16 protein-coding genes are annotated in these 18211 nt (G+C 67.3%); 9 read left to right on the top strand and 7 right to left on the bottom strand.

Annotated features, from left to right (window positions below):
• Nucleotides 1-168: 168 nt before the first annotated feature.
• Nucleotides 169-1080, top strand: a complete 912-nt coding sequence (locus RIN18_RS14710; RefSeq protein ID WP_309104736.1) for a metallophosphoesterase — start codon at nt 169-171, stop codon at nt 1078-1080.
• 19 nt (nt 1081-1099) lie between these two features.
• Here RIN18_RS14710 and RIN18_RS14715 read toward each other — a convergent pair whose 3' ends face one another.
• Nucleotides 1100-1723, bottom strand: coding sequence for a TetR family transcriptional regulator (locus tag RIN18_RS14715; RefSeq protein ID WP_309104737.1), 624 nt, complete (start codon nt 1721-1723; stop codon nt 1100-1102).
• A 100-nt stretch (nt 1724-1823) separates the two neighbouring features.
• Between RIN18_RS14715 and RIN18_RS14720 the strand changes: the two genes are divergently transcribed.
• The 5 genes from RIN18_RS14720 to RIN18_RS14740 are packed head-to-tail and all read left to right on the top strand — an operon-like array spanning nt 1824 to nt 8048.
• Nucleotides 1824-3287 (top strand): cytosine permease, encoded by a 1464-nt coding sequence (locus RIN18_RS14720; protein WP_309104738.1) that lies wholly within the window; start codon nt 1824-1826, stop codon nt 3285-3287.
• The gene (locus RIN18_RS14725; RefSeq protein WP_309104739.1) at nt 3284-4939 is read left to right on the top strand and encodes an amidohydrolase; all 1656 of its coding nucleotides are present in this window, start codon (nt 3284-3286) and stop codon (nt 4937-4939) included. The genes RIN18_RS14720 and RIN18_RS14725 overlap by 4 nt, the downstream gene beginning before the upstream one ends.
• Nucleotides 4936-6006 carry an agmatine deiminase family protein gene (locus tag RIN18_RS14730; RefSeq protein WP_309104740.1) on the top strand — a complete coding sequence of 357 codons (1071 nt, stop codon included), beginning with the start codon at nt 4936-4938 and terminating at the stop codon, nt 6004-6006. The genes RIN18_RS14725 and RIN18_RS14730 overlap by 4 nt, the downstream gene beginning before the upstream one ends.
• Nucleotides 6003-7700 carry an amidase gene (locus RIN18_RS14735; protein ID WP_309104741.1) on the top strand — a complete coding sequence of 566 codons (1698 nt, stop codon included), beginning with the start codon at nt 6003-6005 and terminating at the stop codon, nt 7698-7700. Before RIN18_RS14730 ends, RIN18_RS14735 begins: the two co-directional genes overlap by 4 nt.
• Before the next feature lie 51 nt (nt 7701-7751).
• Nucleotides 7752-8048: a DUF503 domain-containing protein gene (locus RIN18_RS14740; RefSeq protein WP_309104742.1), complete on the top strand. Its 297-nt coding sequence runs from the start codon at nt 7752-7754 to the stop codon at nt 8046-8048.
• Nucleotides 8049-8118: 70 nt separating this feature from the next.
• On the opposite strand, the gene RIN18_RS14745 is transcribed toward RIN18_RS14740, so the two are convergent.
• The gene (locus RIN18_RS14745; protein ID WP_309104743.1) at nt 8119-8697 is read right to left on the bottom strand and encodes a dihydrofolate reductase family protein; all 579 of its coding nucleotides are present in this window, start codon (nt 8695-8697) and stop codon (nt 8119-8121) included.
• 86 nt (nt 8698-8783) lie between these two features.
• Nucleotides 8784-9710: an NADP-dependent oxidoreductase gene (locus RIN18_RS14750; protein ID WP_309104744.1), complete on the bottom strand. Its 927-nt coding sequence runs from the start codon at nt 9708-9710 to the stop codon at nt 8784-8786.
• A gap of 89 nt (nt 9711-9799) precedes the next feature.
• Between RIN18_RS14750 and RIN18_RS14755 the strand changes: the two genes are divergently transcribed.
• The 3 genes from RIN18_RS14755 (at nt 9800) to RIN18_RS14765 (ending at nt 12471) form a co-directional block, all read left to right on the top strand.
• Complete coding sequence (locus RIN18_RS14755) at nt 9800-10291, top strand: MarR family winged helix-turn-helix transcriptional regulator (RefSeq protein ID WP_309104745.1); 492 nt, start codon at nt 9800-9802, stop codon at nt 10289-10291.
• Nucleotides 10288-10848, top strand: a complete 561-nt coding sequence (locus RIN18_RS14760) for a dihydrofolate reductase family protein (RefSeq protein ID WP_309104746.1) — start codon at nt 10288-10290, stop codon at nt 10846-10848. The genes RIN18_RS14755 and RIN18_RS14760 overlap by 4 nt, the downstream gene beginning before the upstream one ends.
• A gap of 120 nt (nt 10849-10968) precedes the next feature.
• Nucleotides 10969-12471 (top strand): SulP family inorganic anion transporter, encoded by a 1503-nt coding sequence (locus RIN18_RS14765; RefSeq protein WP_309104747.1) that lies wholly within the window; start codon nt 10969-10971, stop codon nt 12469-12471.
• Nucleotides 12472-13557: 1086 nt separating this feature from the next.
• On the opposite strand, the gene RIN18_RS14770 is transcribed toward RIN18_RS14765, so the two are convergent.
• From RIN18_RS14770 to RIN18_RS14785, 4 genes are all read right to left on the bottom strand, one after another.
• Nucleotides 13558-14637, bottom strand: a complete 1080-nt coding sequence (locus RIN18_RS14770; RefSeq protein WP_309104748.1) for a DUF4041 domain-containing protein — start codon at nt 14635-14637, stop codon at nt 13558-13560.
• A 308-nt stretch (nt 14638-14945) separates the two neighbouring features.
• Nucleotides 14946-15959 carry a hypothetical protein gene (locus tag RIN18_RS14775; protein WP_309104749.1) on the bottom strand — a complete coding sequence of 338 codons (1014 nt, stop codon included), beginning with the start codon at nt 15957-15959 and terminating at the stop codon, nt 14946-14948.
• A gap of 462 nt (nt 15960-16421) precedes the next feature.
• Complete coding sequence (locus RIN18_RS14780) at nt 16422-16883, bottom strand: NAD(P)H-hydrate epimerase (RefSeq protein WP_309104764.1); 462 nt, start codon at nt 16881-16883, stop codon at nt 16422-16424.
• Nucleotides 16884-17066: 183 nt separating this feature from the next.
• Entirely contained in the window at nt 17067-18044 is a 978-nt protein-coding gene (locus RIN18_RS14785) for a nucleoside hydrolase (protein WP_309104750.1), read from the bottom strand.
• Between the last annotated feature and the right edge of the window lie 167 nt (nt 18045-18211).

An 18211-nucleotide genomic window follows, 5' to 3' on the forward strand; every position in this document is an offset into this window, starting at 1 on the left:
CGAAGACGTCGCCGCTGCCGCCGTCGAGACCATGCAGGGCCTGCTGACCTCGGGCGACACCGGTGAGACGGTGCGGCGCTCGTTCTCCGGCGTACTCGTGCCCGGCACCACGGCTGCCGCCGTCTGATTCTTGCTTCTTGTTCGACCGTTCGCTGACCCGGAAGAGACATGATCCTCACCGAACACCCTCGCCCGTCGCACACCTTCGTGCACATCTCCGATACGCATCTGCCCGGCGAGCGGTCGCCGCTGTACGGCAGCGGGGCGGATGCCGATCACAACCTGTCGCTGATGCTCGATCGCTTGGTGGCGAGCGGGCTGAAGCCCGACGCGCTGCTGCTCACGGGCGATCTGACCGACCGCGGCGATGCGTCGGCGTACCAGCGGCTGCGCGAGCTGGTAGAGCCGGCGGCCGAGGCGCTGGGCTGCGAGGTGGTGTGGGCGGCCGGGAATCATGATGACCGCGGGGCGATGCGGGCCGAGTTGGGGCTGTCCGGCGCTCCTGCCGGGGTTCCCCGTGCCGGTGGATCGCAGGCGCCGATCACCGAGGTGCGCTGGTTCGGCGACCTGCGCGTGATCGTGGTCGACTCGACCGTGCCCGGTGAGCACTGGGGCGCGCTGGATGAGGATCAGCTGGCGTGGCTGCGGCGCGAGCTGGCGACACCCGCCCCGGCGGGGACGCTGCTGCTCATCCACCACCCGCCGTTGCCGACGGTGCTCGACCTCGCCGTGACGGTGGAACTTCGCGACCAGCCGCGACTCGCGTCGGTGCTGCGCGGGTCGGATGTGCGCGCGATTCTCTCCGGCCACGTGCACCACCCGTCGTTCGGCACGTTCGCGGGGATTCCGGTCGCGGTGGCGTCGTCGAGCGCGTACGGGCAGGATCTCGCGCAGCCGCCGGGTGCGACGCGGGGGCAGGATGCCGCGCAGGGCTACAACCTCGTGCACGTCTATGCCGACACCATCGTGCACTCCGCGGTGTCGCTGGAGTGGGGCGCCGATGTCGGTGAGCCGGTCGCGGCGGACGAGGCCGGGCGGAGGATCGCCGGCGTCGGGATCGGGTGGCGCGAGCGCGGCTGAGTGCCGAGCGGACGCGTCGCTAGTCGCGCTCGCGCAGACGCCCTGGCTCCAGCCCGAGCGCCCACTCGGCGTAGTCGGTCACGAAGCGCAGATACACCTCGTCGGTGTAGGGCGTGCGGTCATTCGCGTAGGCGCCCTTGCCGTCGAGCGCCATCAGGATGCGGATGGCAGAGCCTGCGGCATCCTGCGGCGGCACGTCGCCGTCGGCGACCCCCGTCTCGATGACCTGCCGCAGCCGCGCCTCATCGAGCTTCTCCTGCTCTTCGAGCGCCGCGGCGAGCCCCGGGATGAACCGGCTCAGGTGCCGCGCGTTGAGCCAGAGGCGAGCGAGCGGCCGCGCCGCCTCGCCGTCGGCGTGAGCGACGAACCGAGCGATCTGCGCAAGAGCGCTTCCCTCGTCACGGAACAGCCGTTCCCGCTGCTCCGAGGCGGCGCTCACGAAGGCCGCGACCACTAGATCCTCCGCAACGGGGAAGTAGTGGGTGACGAGCCCCGGCCGCACATGGAGCCGCTCGGCCACCGCGCGCAGGGTGATGCGCTCCAGCCCTTCGGCGAGCGCGATGGCCGACGCTGCGTCGAGAATCTCGGCACGCCGCGCCTCGGGGCTCTTGCGCGTTCGCGGGCGATCCGGGGTTGACACCATGCCGCCATGCTATTAGTTTTGCGACCAATAACCTATTGGTCGCACGACCAACAGTTTCCACCCCACCGGCGATGATGCCGGAACCCGAACGGGAGTGAACATGGCACAGGACACCGTGGCCGACGACTTCGCCACGCGCATCGAGACTCGCGGGATCGATCTCATCGGCGACGCCGAGCGACATGGCCGGGCACGCGATCTCTTCGCGGTGTGGGCGGCGCCGAACGTCAGCATCCTGAACTTCACGATCGGGGCGTCGCTGATCCTCCTCGGTCTCGAGATCTGGCAGGCCGTCACCGTCATCCTCATCTCCTCGACCCTCTGGATCTTTCCCGGCATCGTGGCGATCAGCGGCCCCGCCGCCGGAACCTCCGGCTCGGTGATCACGCGGGCGATCTACGGCGTGATCGGCAACCGCCTCATCGTCGCTCTCGTCGGGTGGCTCATCGGCTCGGTCTACCTCGCCCTCAACTGGCTCGGCTCGTCATTCCTGGGGGCCGACCTCGTCGGCAGGCTCGGCATCGGCGACAGCGTCTGGACGCCGATCGTCGTGACCCTGGTGATCTCGGCGATCACGGTCCTCGTCGCCGTGTACGGGCATGGCCTGATCCTCAAGACCTACGGCGTCGTGTCACTCGTGCTCGTCGGCATCTTCGTCCTCGTCGCGGCGTTCGCCCTTCCGCATGCGGACCTCTCCTACGCCAACCCGGAACCGTTGACCGGCGCCGCGCTGTGGTCGTCGATCACGATCGGTTTCACCCTGCTGGCGTCGTCGCCGCTGTCTTACATCAACAGCCCCGACCTCGCCCGGTATCTTCCTCGCAGCACGAAGCCCTCGCACATCGCCGCGGCGACCGCTCTCGGCGGCGCCATCCCCAACATCCTGTTCACCACGATCGGGGTTCTCGTCGCCACCGGGGTCGGCGCGGCCATCCAGACGGAGGGCATCGAGAAGGCGCTGATCGGCATCCTTCCCGCGTGGCTCGGGCCGATCCTCGTCGTCGGCGTCGTCGTCAACACCATCTCGCTCAACGCGATGACGACGTACACGTCGAGCATGGCGCTGCAGGCGATCGGCCTGCCGATTCGCCGCGTTCCGGCGGCGGTGGTCGTCGGCGTGCTGGGCACGATCCTCACGATCGTCCTCGTGCTGTCGACCAGCCTGCTCGGTGCCGTCAACCTCATCCTGCAGTTCGTCGTGATCGTCTCGGCGCCGACCATGATGATCTTCGTCGTCGATGTGCTCCTGCGGCGAGGCCGCTACGACGGCGTCGAGCTGTTCGACAAATCACGCACCTCGCGGTTCTGGTTCACCGGCGGCTGGAGCGTTCCCGGAATGACGGCGGTGACGCTCGGCGCACTCGTGACGGCGATGGGACTCACGACCGAGGTGTGGAGCGGCCCGATCGCGATCGCTCTCGGCTACGTCGATCTCTCGGTGCCGATGGGCATCGCGGTCACCGCGGTCGTCTATCTCGCGCTGCGCAAGACGCCTCTCGCCGGCTCGCAGACGCAGGCGCCGGCGCCGACACCGCGGCACTCGCAGGAAGGACCCACCCGATGACCGAGGTCTACGTCGGAGGAAAGGTGTTCACCGCGGCGGCGCGACGCTGGGCCACCGCCCTGGTGGTTCAGGACGGCACGCTCGTCTACGTCGGCGACGACGACACCGCCCTCCGCCTGGCGGGCGACGTGACACCGATCGATCTCGCCGGCGCCACCGTGCTCCCGGGATTCGTCGACGGACACGCGCACGTCATCAACACCGGCGAGTCGGCGCAGCACGTCGATCTGTGGGGCGCGACCTCCCTCGCCGACATTCAACGCGACATCGCCGCCTTCGCAGCCCTGCACCCCGAGCTGCCGCGCATTCGTGCGCACGGCTGGCGTCACGACATCGTCGGCGGCCTTCCCTCGCGGGAGATGCTGGATGCCGCCGTGCCTGACCGTCCGGTGTATGCGCAGGCTTTCGACTTCCATTCCGTCTGGCTCAACTCCGCCGCCCTCGCCGAGGTCGGCATCGATCGTGAGACGGCGTCGCCCCCCGGCGGAACGGTGCACATGGATGCCACGGGCGAGCCGACCGGCTACATCGACGAGATCGCGATGCACCGCCTCGTCTACCCGATCCTCGACGACTTCGTCACGGCCGAGGATCGCGACACGGCGCTGCGTCAGGCGCTCACCGACTACCGCGCCTCGGGTGTCACCGCCACGACCGACATGGCGCTCGATGCTGTGGATCTCGCCGCCATGGCGCGGGCCGAAGCCGCGGGAGAGCTCACCACGCGCATCTCGGCCTACTGGTTCGTCGCCCCGACCGGCGACGTCGCGCAGAATCTCGCGCAGGTGCGCACCGCGGCCGAGCATGCCCGGCAGCACGTCAGCGACCGGCTTCGCGTCGTCGGCATCAAGGTGATGATCGACGGCACGATCGACGGCTGCACCGCCGCCGTCAGCCGGCCGTACGTCACCGGCGTCGGCGCCGATCCGATCTGGACGCTGGGCGAGCTCGCCCCCGTCGTGGTCGAGGCCGATGCCCTCGGCATCCGCGTGGCGATGCACGCGATCGGCGATGAGGCGGTGCGCATCGCGATCGGCGCCGTCGAGCGGGCGATCGCCGTCAACGGTCCCCGTGAGCGCCGGCACCGCATCGAGCATCTCGAGATCGCCGAGCAGGCCGACGTCGAGCGCCTCGCCGCCCTCGGCATCGTCGCCTCCATGCAGCCGGTGCACTGCGATCCCGCCATCCAGGAGAACTGGCGCGCGATGCTGGGCGACGACCGCGTCGAGCGCGGCTACCCCTGGCCGTTCGTTACCGAGGCGGGCGGCGCGCTCGCCTTCGGCACCGATTCGCCGACGTCGCCGCATCCGCCGCTGCGCAACATGTTCATCGCGGCCACTCGCCGCTCGGCGATCGACCCGACGCTGCCCGCCAACATCCCCGCGTTCGCGCTGCCGCTCGCCGAGGCGATCGAGCACGCCACTCGGGATGCCGCATGGGCGTGCGGAGCAGAGCGGATCTTCGGCACTCTCGAGGCGGGCCGGAGGGCGGACTTCATCGTGCTCGACCGCGACATCTTCAGCCGTCCGGTCGAGGAGCTGCTGGAGGCGACCGTCGTCCGCACCGTCGTCGGAGGGGTCACCGTCCACGACCGGGGCGAGCAGGAAGAGCCCGGCCGTACAGCTGCGGGGCAGCAGAAGGAGACGCAGTGAATTGGCGGATGCCCGCGGAGACCGCTCCGCAGGACCGGATCTGGATGGCCTTCCCGCGCGAAGGGCTCACCCTCGGCGACACCGACGCGCTGCGCGAAGAGGGATACGCCGCCTGGACCGCTGCCGCCCTGGCGATCGCCGAGTTCGAACCGGTGACGATGGTCGTCGACCCCACAGAGGTGACCAGGGCGCGCCGGATGCTGGGCAGCGGCATCGACCTGCTCGAGGCCCCGCTGGATGAGTTCTGGATGCGCGACATGGGCCCGACGTTCGTGCTCGATGAGGATCGGCCGGGCGTCCTGGGCGCGGTCGACTGGATCTTCAACGGCTGGGGCGCACGGCCGTGGGCGCGGTGGCACGATTCGTTTGCCATCGCCGGGATCGTCGCCGAGGCGGCGGGTGCCGAGCCGATCAGCTCGATGCTCGTCAACGAGGGCGGCGGCATCCACGTCGACGGCGAGGGAACGGTGCTGCTGACCGAGACCGTGCAGCTCGATCCCGCTCGCAATCCCTACGCCGACCGGGCCCGCGTCGAGTCCGAGATGGCACGGACGCTCGGCGCGACGACCGCGATCTGGCTGCCACGCGGGCTGACCCGCGACTACGAGGAGTTCGGCACCAACGGTCACGTCGACATCGTCGCCGCCTTCCCGGCGCCCGGTCGCGTTCTGCTGCACACGCAGGCCGATCGGCAGCATCCCGATCATGCCGTCACCCGCGAGCTGCGCGAGCACCTGGCGGCGTCGGCGGATGCCGCAGGCCGGCGTCTCGAGGTCATCGACCTGCCCGCCCCAGCGACGCTCCGAGACAGCGAGGGCTTCGTGGACTGGAGCTACGTCAATCACCTCGTGGTGAACGACGGCGTCATCGCCTGCGGCTTCGGCGAGCCCGACGCGGACGCGCGAGCCCGCGACATCCTCGCCGACGTCTATCCCGGTCGCCGGGTCGTCACGGTCGACGCGCGCCCGATCTTCGACCGCGGCGGCGGCATCCACTGCATCACTCAGCAGCAGCCGACAGTACTGCAGCCGACGGTGCCGCAGCCGGTGGTCTCGGGGGCGTCATGATCGACGTCGTCGAGGCGAGCATCGCCGAGCTGCGCTCCGCCCTGGAAGACGGCCGGGCGACGGCGGTCGAGATCGTCGACGCGTATCTGGCGCGCATCGACGCGTACGACGGCCCCGACACCGCGACCGCTCTCAACGCGGTGGTCGTCCGCAATCCGGATGCGCGTGAAGAGGCCCGTGCCTCGGATGAGCGTCGGGCCGCCGGCCACGTGCGCGGGCCGCTCGACGGCATCCCGTATACGGCGAAGGACAGCTACCTCGTCCGCGGGCTCACCGCCGCGGCCGGGAGTCCCGCGTTCGCCGACCTCGTCGCGCAGCGCGACGCGTTCACGATCGAGCGACTGCGCGAGGGTGGGGCGATCTGCCTGGGGCTGACGAACATGCCTCCGATGGCGAACGGGGGCATGCAGCGCGGTGTGTACGGTCGGGCGGAGAGTCCGTACAACAGTGAATTTCTGACGGCGCCGTTCGCATCGGGGTCGTCGAACGGTTCGGGCACGGCGACGGCGGCGAGCTTCGCGGCGTTCGGGCTGGGAGAGGAGACCTGGTCGAGCGGCCGCGGTCCGGCGTCGAACAACGCGCTGTGCGCGTATACGCCCTCGCGGGGCGTGATCTCGGTGCGCGGCAACTGGCCGCTGGTGCCGACGATGGATGTCGTCGTGCCGCACACCCGCACGATGGCAGACCTGCTCGAGGTGCTCGACGTCATCGTCGCCGATGATGCCGAGACCCGTGGAGACTTCTGGCGCCGCCAGCCCTGGGTCGCCATTCCCCCGGCATCCGAGATCCGCCCGGAGTCCTACGTGGGGCTCGAGCCGGACGGTCTCCGTGGGCGCCGGATCGGCATTCCCGCGATGTACATCAACGCCGACCCTGACGCCGGCACGGCCGAGTGGCCGGGCATCGGTGGTCCGACCGGGCAGCGCATCGAGACCCGGGCGTCGATCCTCACGCTGTGGGAGGCGACTCGGCGTGATCTCGAGGCGGCGGGCGCGACCGTCGTCGTGGTCGACTTCCCGGTGATCACCCGGTACGAGGGCGATCGCCCCGCTGCGCCGACGATCGCGACACGCGGTCTCGTCTCGCCCGCGTTCCTGCACCGAGAGATCGTCGACCTGTCGGCCTGGGGGTGGGACGACTTCCTGCGCGCCAACAACTACCCCGCGCTGAATCGGCTGGCAGATGTCGACGGGGCACGGATCTTCCCCGCGCCGGCGGGCGCCCTGCCCGACCGGTACGACGGCTTCGACGACCACATCGAGCAGTACCCGGCCTGGGCGCGCGAGCACGACGGCGCCGAGCTCACCGACATTCCCGACCTCGCCGAGGGCGTGCGGGGCCTGGAGGAGACGCGACGCATCGACCTCGAGGAGTGGATGGCCGACCTCGCACTGGACGCCGTGGTCTTCCCCGCTGTCGCGGATGTCGGTGCGGCCGACATGGACGTGAATGAGGCGTCGGCGGATGCCGGCTGGCGCAACGGGGTCTGGGTCGCGAACGGCAACCTCGCCATCCGGCACCTCGGCATTCCGACCGTCACCGTGCCGATGGGGACGATGGCCGACACGAGGATGCCGGTGGGGCTGACGTTCGCGGGTCGCGCCTACGACGACACGGCGCTGCTGCGTCTCGCCGCGGCGTTCGAAGCGCTCGCGCCCCGCCGCACGGAGCCGCCGCGGACGCCGCGGCTCTGACAAGACAGCCATTCCTCGGTGCGAGTCGATGCCCGGTGCGAAACTGATCACATGTGGATCGGCTGGATCGAGTTCGACGTTCTGCTGGGCGATGTGCACTCGTTGAAGGAGAAGCGCAGCATCATTCGGCCGCTGATCTCCGACCTCTCCAGACGGACCGAAGCTGCCGTCGCCGAGGTCGGCGCACAGGATCTTCACCGTCGGACGATGATCGGCGTCTCGGTCGTGGCGACCCACGCTTCGCACGTCGGCGAGGTGCTGGATCAGGCGGAGCGACTGGTTTCCGAGCAGCATCCCGAGGTCACCGTGCTGTCCGCTCGGCGCGGCCTCCACTCCAGCGAGGATTGAGCGGGACTACCGTCGGCCGTCTCGGAATTCACCTCCGGAGGCCGACAGCGCCTCAGCGTGTATCAATCCATCACGCGACGGCTCCGTTCTTGATCGCGTAACGCAGCAGAACGACGCCATGATCAAAGGGGGTGGCCTCGAGGAGCTTCAGATCGTGTCGACGCTCGAAGAGACGGGTTCCACTGCCGCGGGATGCCTCGCACACCAGCATGCGCACTTCGTCGATGAGACCGGCACTCATCACAGAGTGCATGAGCTGCAGACTTCCCCAGAGCCAGAGGTCTTTCCCGTCCTGCTCCTTGAGCTCCCGGATCGTGGCGTTCGGGTCGCCTGTCACGGTCGCCGGTGAGTGGTCTCCCCACGGGGCTTCGCGAAGCGTGGAGGAAGCGACGACCTTGGTGAGGTTGTTGAGCTTCTGGCCGTACTCGCCCTGATCCGTCGCGGAGGGCCAGTACCCGACGGACTGGGCATAGGTGTTCGCCCCGAGGATCATCACGTCAACCGACTCGATGAAGCGCATCATCTCGGTCTTGAAGGCGCTCTGGTCGGTTTCGGTGAAGGGTTCACCCGACACATAGCTGAGTCCGCCGTCCTCCTCGGCGGCGATGTTGTCGACGGTGACCCATTGCTGAACGATGAGTTTTCGCATGATGTTCCTTTCAATTCGCACACATCTCACTGACGATACGGAGGGTGGCGCTCGCGGACATGTGCCGAAGGTCATCCCGCTCGCGGTCACGGCAGCACGATCACCTTGCCCACGATGCGCCCTTCCGCGGCCTCCGCGTGCAGGGCCGGCAGTTCGGTCAGCGGGATGCGGCGCGTGACCTCGACCCGCAGCATGCCGCTGTCGACCAGCGACACGAGCTCGGCGAGCTTCTCGGCGCCGCGCACGAACACGACGACAGAGCGCACGTTCCGGTCGGCGTCGTCGGGTGCCGGCATCCAGGCGGTCGTGCTCACGACGACGCCGCCGTCGCGGACGAGGGGCACCAGGGCGGTGAACTCGTCCGGTTCGATCGGCGCGAGGTTGAGGAGCATATCGACCTGATCCGAGACCGCGTCGAGCACTCCGGTTTCGGTGTGGTCGATGATCTCGTCCGCGCCGGCGGCGCGCACGGCATCCGCGCTCCGAGGGCTGGCGGTGGCGATCACGTATGCGCCCGCTCGCTTGGCCAGGGCGATCGCGTACTTTCCGACGACGCCGCCAGCGCCGACGATGAGCAGACGGTGACCTGCTTCGAGGTGTCCGTCGTCGAAGAGCGCCTGACGGGCGGTGAGGGCGACCGAGGGGAACGCGGCCGCGTCCGCGAGCGGCACACTCGTCGGCGCCGCGACGATCGCGTCGGCCGGCGCGACGACGTATTCCGCCGCTCCTCCGTCTTCGGCCATCGGCAGGAAGCCGACGACCGCATCACCGACCGCGAACCCCTCGACACCGTCGCCGATCGCGTCGATCGTGCCCGAGACGTCGTAGCCCGGAACGTGCGGGAGCACGACCGGGATGGGAAGGAAGCCCGCCCGCATGCCGTTGTCGGCGGCGCTGAAGGCGGATGCCGCGACGCGGAGCCGCACCTGCCCCGCGGCGGGAGTGGGCTGCTCGATGTCTTCGAGCTGGAGAACCTCGGGGCCGCCCACTTCGTGGAACCGTACTGCCTTCATGATCTTTCCTTTCATAAGTGCTTCGAATTCGAAGCAATATGATGACCGTAGCACTGCTTCGAATTCGAAGCAACACGTATACTGGGTTCATGAGCACACAACCCCCTCGGCTCACTCCGACCGAGCTCGCGGCCTACTTCGCCTTCACCGAGGTGAGCAGCCTGCTGCGGCACGCGGTCGAGAAGCAGCTGAAGGATGTCGGGCAGCTCAGCTATGTGCAGTTCCAGTTGCTCGCGCGCCTCGGGGATGCGCCTGATGGCAGCCAGCGGATGACGGATCTCGCCGACGGCGTCGTCTACAGCCGCAGCGGACTGACGTATCAGGCGCAGTCGCTCGAGGAACGGGGTCTTGTCACGCGCGCTCCTTCGCCCGAAGATGAGCGGAGCACGATCGTCGCCATCACGGCCGAGGGTCGTGCGGTGCTGGCCAGGGTGTTCCCCGGGCACATCGAGGCCGTGCAGAGTCTGCTGTTCGCGTCACTCGACGAGACCGATGTCGAGGTGCTCGCCCGGGTGATGACGCAGGTCAGCGGGCATCTGCGGGCGAATCCACCGAGATCAGCGGGAAGGCGCAAGAGATGAGACCACTGCGGTACGGGATCAACGTGACACTTGACGGGTGCGTGCATCATGAGGCGGGGATGCCGCCCGACGAGGAGTCGATGCACTTCTGGACCGACGAGATGGAACGGTCGGATGCCGAGATCTACGGCCGCGTGACCTACGAGATGATGCAGGCGGCGTGGCGGCGTCTGGCCGACGGCGTGTGGCCGGACTGGATGGACGACTCGGAGATCCCCTTCGCCGAGGCCATCGATCGGACGAAGAAATACGTCGTATCGAGCACCCTCACCGAGGTCGACTGGAACGCCGAGCTCCTTCACGGCGATCTGGGCGACGCCGTCCGGGCGCTGAAGCAGCAGCCGGGCGGGGAGCTGTCGGTGGGTGGCGTGAAACTTCCCCTCGCGCTGGCCGATCTGGGACTCATCGACGAGTACGTGTTCGTCGTGCATCCGGTCATCGCCGGACACGGGCCGACACTGTTGGCCGGGTTGAGTGCGCGGGTGCAGCTCGAGCTCGTCGAGCGTCAAGAGTTCCGGTCGGGGGTGGTCGTTCAGCGGTACCGGCCGGTGGCGTGAGCCGATCGGACGCGGGCACGACGCGAGTGCTCGACAACGGCTGAGTCCGCCGGGCACCGGCATCCGCTCTACGCTGGAACGTCTGCCTCTATTCTCGAGGCGCCCTTCCCTGGAGCACCCATGTCTGCAACGACGGTCGATGACCGCGCCCGCTATCGTGCGAACCCCTCTGTGCTGACCGCACTGAAGAACCCGCGGATGCTCACTCGCGAGGTGCTGGCCGGACTCGTCGTCGGGCTCGCGCTGATCCCCGAGGCGATCGCGTTCTCGGTGATCGCCGGCGTCGATCCGAAGGTGGGGCTGTTCTCTTCGTTCATCATGGCGGTGTCGATCGCGTTCCTCGGTGGGCGTCCGGCGATGGTCACCGCGGCGACCGGAGCTGTCGCCCTCGTGATCGCGCCGGTCGCGCCGACGTATGGGCTCGACTACTTCATCGCGACGGTCATCCTCGCGGGTGTGTTCCAGGTGATCCTCGGGGTGCTGGGCGTCGCGAAGCTGATGCGGTTCATCCCCCGCAGCGTCATGGTCGGGTTCGTGAACGCGCTGGCGATCTTCGTGTTCAGCTCGCAGTTCCCGCAGCTGATCGATGTGCCGTGGCTGGTGTATCCGCTGGTGGCGCTGGGCATCGTCGTCATGGTCGTCATGCCGAAGATCACCAAGGTCGTGCCGGCGCCGCTCGTGTCGGTGGTGATCGTGACAGGCGTCGTGCTGGCGTTCGCGATCACCGTGCCGACCGTCGGGGATCAGGGCGAGCTGCCGCGAAGCCTGCCGTCGCTGTTCATCCCGAACGTGCCGTTCACGTGGGAGACGTTCTCGATCATCGCCCCGTTCGCGCTCGGGGTGGCGCTGGTCGGACTGATGGAGTCGCTGCTGACCGCGAAGCTCGTCGACGAGATCACCGACACGCACTCGCGCAAGGGCCGCGAGGCGTGGGCGCAGGGAGTGTCGAATGTACTGTCGGGCATCTTCGGCGGTATGGGCGGTTGCGCGGTGATCGGTCAGACGATGATCAACGTCAAGGCGTCGGGGGCCCGCACCCGCATTTCGACGTTCTGCGCCGGGATCTTCCTGTTCCTGCTAGTGGTCGTCTTCGGCGACTTCGTCGGCACGATCCCGATGGCCGCGTTGGTCGCCGTCATGATCATGGTCGCGATCGGAGCCTTCGACTGGCACAGCGTGCGCCCGTCGACCCTCAAGCGGATGCCGAAGAGCGAGACGTTCGTGATGGTCGCCACTGTCGTGCTGGTGCTGCTGACCCACAACCTCGCGGTCGGGGTCGTCGGCGGGGTGCTGGTCGCATCGGTGCTGTTCGTGCGGCGTGTGGCGCACTTCGTGACGGTCACTCGGACGGTGTCGGATGCTGGGGATGCTGCGACGTATGTCGTGGAAGGCGAACTGTTCTTCGCGTCGAGCAATGACCTGACGACGTTGTTCTCGTACTCGGACGATCCGGAGCGGGTGGTGATCGACCTGTCGGGGTCGCATGTGTGGGACGCGTCGACGGTTGCAGCGCTGGATGCGATCGAGACGAAGTATGCGGCGGTGGGGAAGAGGGTTGAGATCGTCGGGATGAACGTGACCAGTGGGCGGATGCATGGAAGGTTGACGGGCGGGTTCGAGTAGCGACTCGACAACAGTGCCTCGGTGCTTCTAGCGGGTGCGGCGAGCACGCGCGTGAGAAACGCACCAGGCCATTACTCCGAGGAGTCCCAACAGAACGAGGACGACTCGCGAGCCTGGGGTTTTTAGTACCGTGGGCGGTGCGTCGTCCTTGGCGGGACCCGCTTGGGCGGCGACCGCACGCAGAGGGGAGTTCCGGTCGACCAGGCTTGCAGTGCCATTCCGAGTAGCGCGCTGACCAACACAGTCAGGCTCGCGAAGGACACATTTATCCACTGCCCACGAGCGGGAACCGCAAACACTATGTCGTCTCCGAGCTTTCCCGCAGCCGTGGTGCCGCCGAGATACGTAACAAAGGCGCCGACTTCGTCCGGCTCGTCTGCGTTGTCAACCGATCCCGTTTCAATACGCCATTGCCGAGGGCTATTGACAGCGGTGCGGTCATAGTGGACGGCGATCGAGTGCCGGTTGAGCTCGGGCAGATCAATCAACAGAAGCGTGGGGCGGATAGCAACGCGCGCATTCGCTCGGAACTCGATCTCAGTCTCGCGAGAGCATTCGACACCACTCACGACCGCCGACCCGTCGACGCTGAACTCTGCCTTTCGCACGGTTGCGAAGCTTGGAGCAGGGTCGCCCGGCAGCCGGGCTTCGCTCACCGCCTCCACAACCTGTCGATCTCGGATGCGCCGCCAACGGCCCATGAATAAGAAGCCGCGAAATCTGAATCCATCGGGCTTCGCGAGTCTGGATTCGGAGTTGAAAACACATTGCACATCCACTCGTCCGACCCTCCCGTCCATCCGACTACAATCTCCGAGACTCCCGCCCCGCCAGCTTCTTCAGCAATGTAGACCGTGAAGCGCTCGCCCACCCGCCCGTTCTCGCTGGCTGTCACGTCCTGGGTGATCAGTAGCTCCGTCGAAGCAGGATCTTCGGTGACGAGCTGAACGGAAAGCCTCGAAGCGGGAGATCGAGGGGAATCGAACGGGAGCAGCACCTGACCAACGGACACAGCCGCCAAAATGAGCGAAACGACTGCAAGCGTGATCAGAGGAATCGACTGTCGCTCGCGCCCAGGGCCCCTGCTCACTGTGCCGGCCAAAGCCCCACTGATTGCCGATACTCCGTAGCATCAACCTCGTCGGTGAATTCAAGGATGTTGCCGACTTTGCTTAGCAAGACCTCGCGCACCTCAGCCGGCGTGGCAAAGAAGAACTCCTTGCGCGCATTCGCCCGGTTGACCGCTCGGTCAGCGAAGTGCCGATGGAGGTCCGCCTCGAGCGTGACAGCGTCCTCAGAGAAGAACAAAGCGTGGGTGTCAAACCGGAAGGGCACGGATGCTCCGCCCAGTTCAAAGATCCGCTCGCGCGGTTCGAGCCGCCGAGTCAACCCGATCTTGACGACGTTCTTTCCGAACGCGCCTTGGTTTGAGATGACGTAGACGTAACCAGCGCGGATATTCGCCGCACGGAAGTCGTTCTGAACGATCGCTTCATCAATCGCTGCCAGGCGTTCGACGAGCGCCTCGTCAACTTCTCCAGTCTGCTGCAGCGCCGCGAGAGTGTTGACGAGGTGCAAACGTTCCTTATCCAAGCGCGCGCGCTCCTCGGCGAGTTCACGCTCGACTCGCTTCTCTTCACGGAGCCGCGCGCGCTCCTCGCGCTCAGCTTCGCGCTCCTCCTGCTTCTTGATCAGCCAGTCGGCGGTCAACTCGATCTCCCGCACTCGCAACTCATGGAACTCGTCGCTGATGTGCATCTCCATTAACTGCCCGAGTTTCGCGATGGCCTTCTTCGAGGCATCCAGCCGTTTCTTCGCAGTCACGACGTTGCCCGCGCGTAGGGTGCGGATGGCGTTGTCCGCCTCTGCGTTATACGCCCTCAGCATGAGCTTCGCGAGATCATCCGTCATTCGACGTCCCTGCGAGAGGGAGTTATTCAGCGTGAAGAGTTCGGAGCGCACAATCGCGCGCCCAGAGCTTATGACGCCGGCCACGGCGCGCTCGAGATCCCGAAGTTCGTCTTGATAGGCGACGGCCGACTCGAGCGGGTGGTGGTACCGGTAGATCCCGACGTCCTGAAGGACCCGAGCATCATCGAGCTCTACGTATTCACCAGATGTTGATGCGCTGATCTGGGCACGAAGCGAAGCGTTCTCCGCTTCCAAGTACGCGATCCTCCCCGGCTCTGTGGCGGCCGGATTCGCTTGACGACTGGCTCCGGTCGGCGTGGATCGAGTCGCACTAGCTCTCGCTTCGGCACGAGTGCGAGCAGGCGTGCCCCCGGCCGCCTCCTTTAGTGCATCGACGTCAGGCTCAGCAGCCGCCTGCGGATCATCGTTGGCGGGAATCCAGAGCTGCCAACCTGTTGGTGGTTCAGGCCAGCTCGGGTCGGGAGTCCAGCCCGCAGGCGGAATCCAACCTGCCGGCGGCTTGGGCCATCCAGGAGCCGGATTGAAAACGGGGCGACCTTCAGTCATCGCGCACGCCGCACGCCGCCGGCCGATATCGGAGTGAGGCCATGCGGGTTCTTCGACACCGCGGCCCCGAGGTGCTCAAGCGTTGCGAGAGGGACGACGGCAGAAAGGTCGAGCTTCTCGAACTCTCCGCGGCTCACCGCAACCGCGACAAACGGCACGTACGTCGGCTGCCCGGTTGCTGGGCTAATCGTCTCTGTGCCCAGCTCGAGACTGATCGCCTGGATCAGCGACCGACGATCTGCTTCGAAGACCTCGTGAATCGACCTCAACGCAATGTTGTTCACCATCGAGGCGTACCGATCCTTCGTTTCCTTTTGCGTTGCCGCAACCGGCGAAATCTCATCGGTCGCTTTGACGTATTTGTAGTGCTTCGCGGCCGGCACGATGTCCGGGCCAGGAACGACAACCCGCATTTTGAGTTCGGCGGTGCTCGGCTCGAAGTCTGCGCTGTGGGAGATGGTTAGCCATTCGGGATACACAGAATTCGCGAGGACGACCGAGATGTATTCCTGGACTGCGTCAACGGTTCCATAAGCCAAACCGGCGATCAGTTGGTCGAGCGCTTCGTTCTGCTCGGCGGCTGCGCGCTCTCGCTCAGCGGACTCCTGCTTGTAGCGCTCAACGGCGGCAGCCAGCTCCGTCTGACGCTTTCGCTCTGCTTCTTCATACTGCGACTGCGCAGCGGCACGCTGCGCCGGGAGCGCGTCAGAGATCGCTTTCCAGGCCCAGTAGTCGGCGGCGTACTGCTCTTCCGCGGCCGCGGCTGCCTGCTCTTGCTTCTGCTTGCGGCCAAACAGACCTTTCGCCGCCTCTGGCTCGCGTTTTACAGGGAGGGGCGGATCAGGGATTGGGGCCGGGGGCGTAAGCGGATACTGCAGCTCCGGGCGATGGAACGGCGGGTGCTGCACCACGACCCGCAGTGACTCGAGGTCCACGAAGTCGTCGACCTCGAGGGTGGCGGCGAGCAGGCCATCCAACTCCGCAAGCCTTGCGTGGAGATCGGTCGTCATATCCTCAGCCTCCGCAACGCGAGCCGCTGCGTAAGCCTGCGCCGCCTCGCGTTCAAGACGCTTTCGGTCTTGCTCTGAAGCGCGCTCCGCAGCGAGCTGCGCACGCTCGGCTGCGCGTTGCGCAGCAGTCGCCTGCCGCACGGCTTGATCATGCTGACGTTGCGCTGCCCGCTGGCGCTGTTCCGACAACTTTGCCTGGTGCTGAACCTCAGCGAAGAACCCTCTACGACGTGCCATGCTTCCCCCTCGAATACTCCCGCATTCTAGCTATAGGGAATCGCGGATGTTCGATTCCTCGGCAGCACAGGGGCTTCGTGGTGATGCGTCAGACGATGATCAACGTGAAGGCGTCAGGGGCGCGCTCTCCCACTTGAAGATCTTCACGGGTCTGCTTGTTCCTACCGGTGTTCGCTTCTGCGACTTTGTCGGGACGACCCTGATGGCGCGCGGGCAGTGTCAGCCCTAGCGGATCTCATCCACGGATGCTTCGCCCACAGCATCCGCGAGTTCCAGGCCGAGTCTCACGAGCACGACGCGCCCGCTGAGCGCCGGCCCCTCGCCTCGGGTGAGCCCCGCCTTGACCGCTCCGAAGGTGACGGTTGTCGTGGCGGGGAGCACGATGTCGCCCGCATCGCCCAAATCGGGATCGAGCCCGCTCGGCAGGTCGACCGCGATGACGCGCGGGGTGGCCGGCATCAACGTGCTGACGACCTCGCGTGCGCGGCCGCGCAGTCCGCCGCGGGCACCGATTCCGAGGATGCCGTCGACGACGAGGTCGTACGCAGCCGCATCAACATCGCCCAGCTCGATGAGCGTCGCGCCGGCATCCGTCGCTGCGGCGAGCGCCTCATCGTGGACGCGGTCGGCGGTGCGCAGCACATCGACCTCGGTACCGTTCGCTGCGACCTCCGCGGCGGCGAACAGCGCATCGCCGCCGTTGTCTCCAGCGCCGGCGAGAAGAGCAGGCGGGTCGGATGCTGCTCGGCGATCACGCCGGCAAGGGCGTGTGCGGCGCGGCGCATGAGCGGAACGCCGGCCTGGAGCAGCGGCGCCTCGGCGGCCCGCACCTGGGCTGCGGTGTGGGTTGGGACGGTGACGGGCATCGCGTCACTTCGCGAGGTTGGCGGTCAGCCGCTCCACGGCATCCACCACCTGGTCGGCGAATCGCTGCTGGTCCAGCTGCAGGGCGACGGCGGTGCGGAAGTCGGTCTGCCGTTCGGCGGATCCGCTGCTGTGATGCATGCCGGGCACGTCGCGGAAGTTGACGACCGTCGTGCCCCTGGTCCACTCACCGCGCAGTTCGACCCGCACGTCGGCCATCGCCGTGGTGAAGATCGTCGGATCGATGAGGGCGGCGACGCAGCACGCGTCGTGCACGGGCGGAGCCTCGAACTCGTAGACCTCGCGGTATGCGGCGCCGACGAAGTCCCAGACGGCGCCGACGAACTCACTGACGGGTCCGCCGATGGCGCGGACCCTGGCCTGCAGTTCCGCTGACGCCAGCGCCTGGTGGGTGAGGTCGAGGCCGACCATTGTCACGTTCCAGTCCGCGCGGAACGCAGCCTCGGCGGCTTCGGGATCGACGTAGATGTTGAACTCGGCATGCGGGGTCATGTTGCCGCGGGTGTGCGCGCCGCCCATGAGCACGACCGACTTCACCCGCTCGATGATCCGCGGCTCTTTGCGCATCGCGAGCGCGATGTTCGTCAGCGGTCCGACCGGCACGAGGTTCACCGTGTTCGACTCGTGCGCCATCACGGTGTCGATGATGAAGTCGACCGCGTGCCGCGGATCGAGAGCGAACGCCGGCTCTGGCAGCGCCGGTCCGTCAAGGCCGGTGGCGCCGTGGATGTCTTCGGCGACGACCTGCGAGGCGACGAGCGGAGCGCTCGCACCGCGTGCGACAGGCACGTGGATGCCGGCGGCCGCACAGACCGAGAGGGCATTGCGCGTGACCTTCTCGATGGTCTGGTTGCCGGCGACCGTCGTGATGCCGAGCAGGTCGATCGCCGGGTTCCCCGCGGCGAGCATGATGGCGATCGCGTCGTCGTGCCCCGGATCGCAGTCCAGGATGACCTTCTCCATGTGTGTGTCGCCTTTCGGTGCTGGTGGCGGATCCCGTTCGGCGGCGGCATCGTGGCGTCGTCCGCCATAGGGCGGTTAGGACTCTCGGCCTCGATGCTATCCATCCGTCCGACAGTGCGGCTGGCCCCAGAGCGAAGCGCGGCTCCTCGCCGGGCGGCCCGAGTCGA

The sequence above is a fragment of the Microbacterium sp. genome, from assembly GCF_031179285.1.
Lineage (GTDB): Bacteria > Actinomycetota > Actinomycetes > Actinomycetales > Microbacteriaceae > Microbacterium.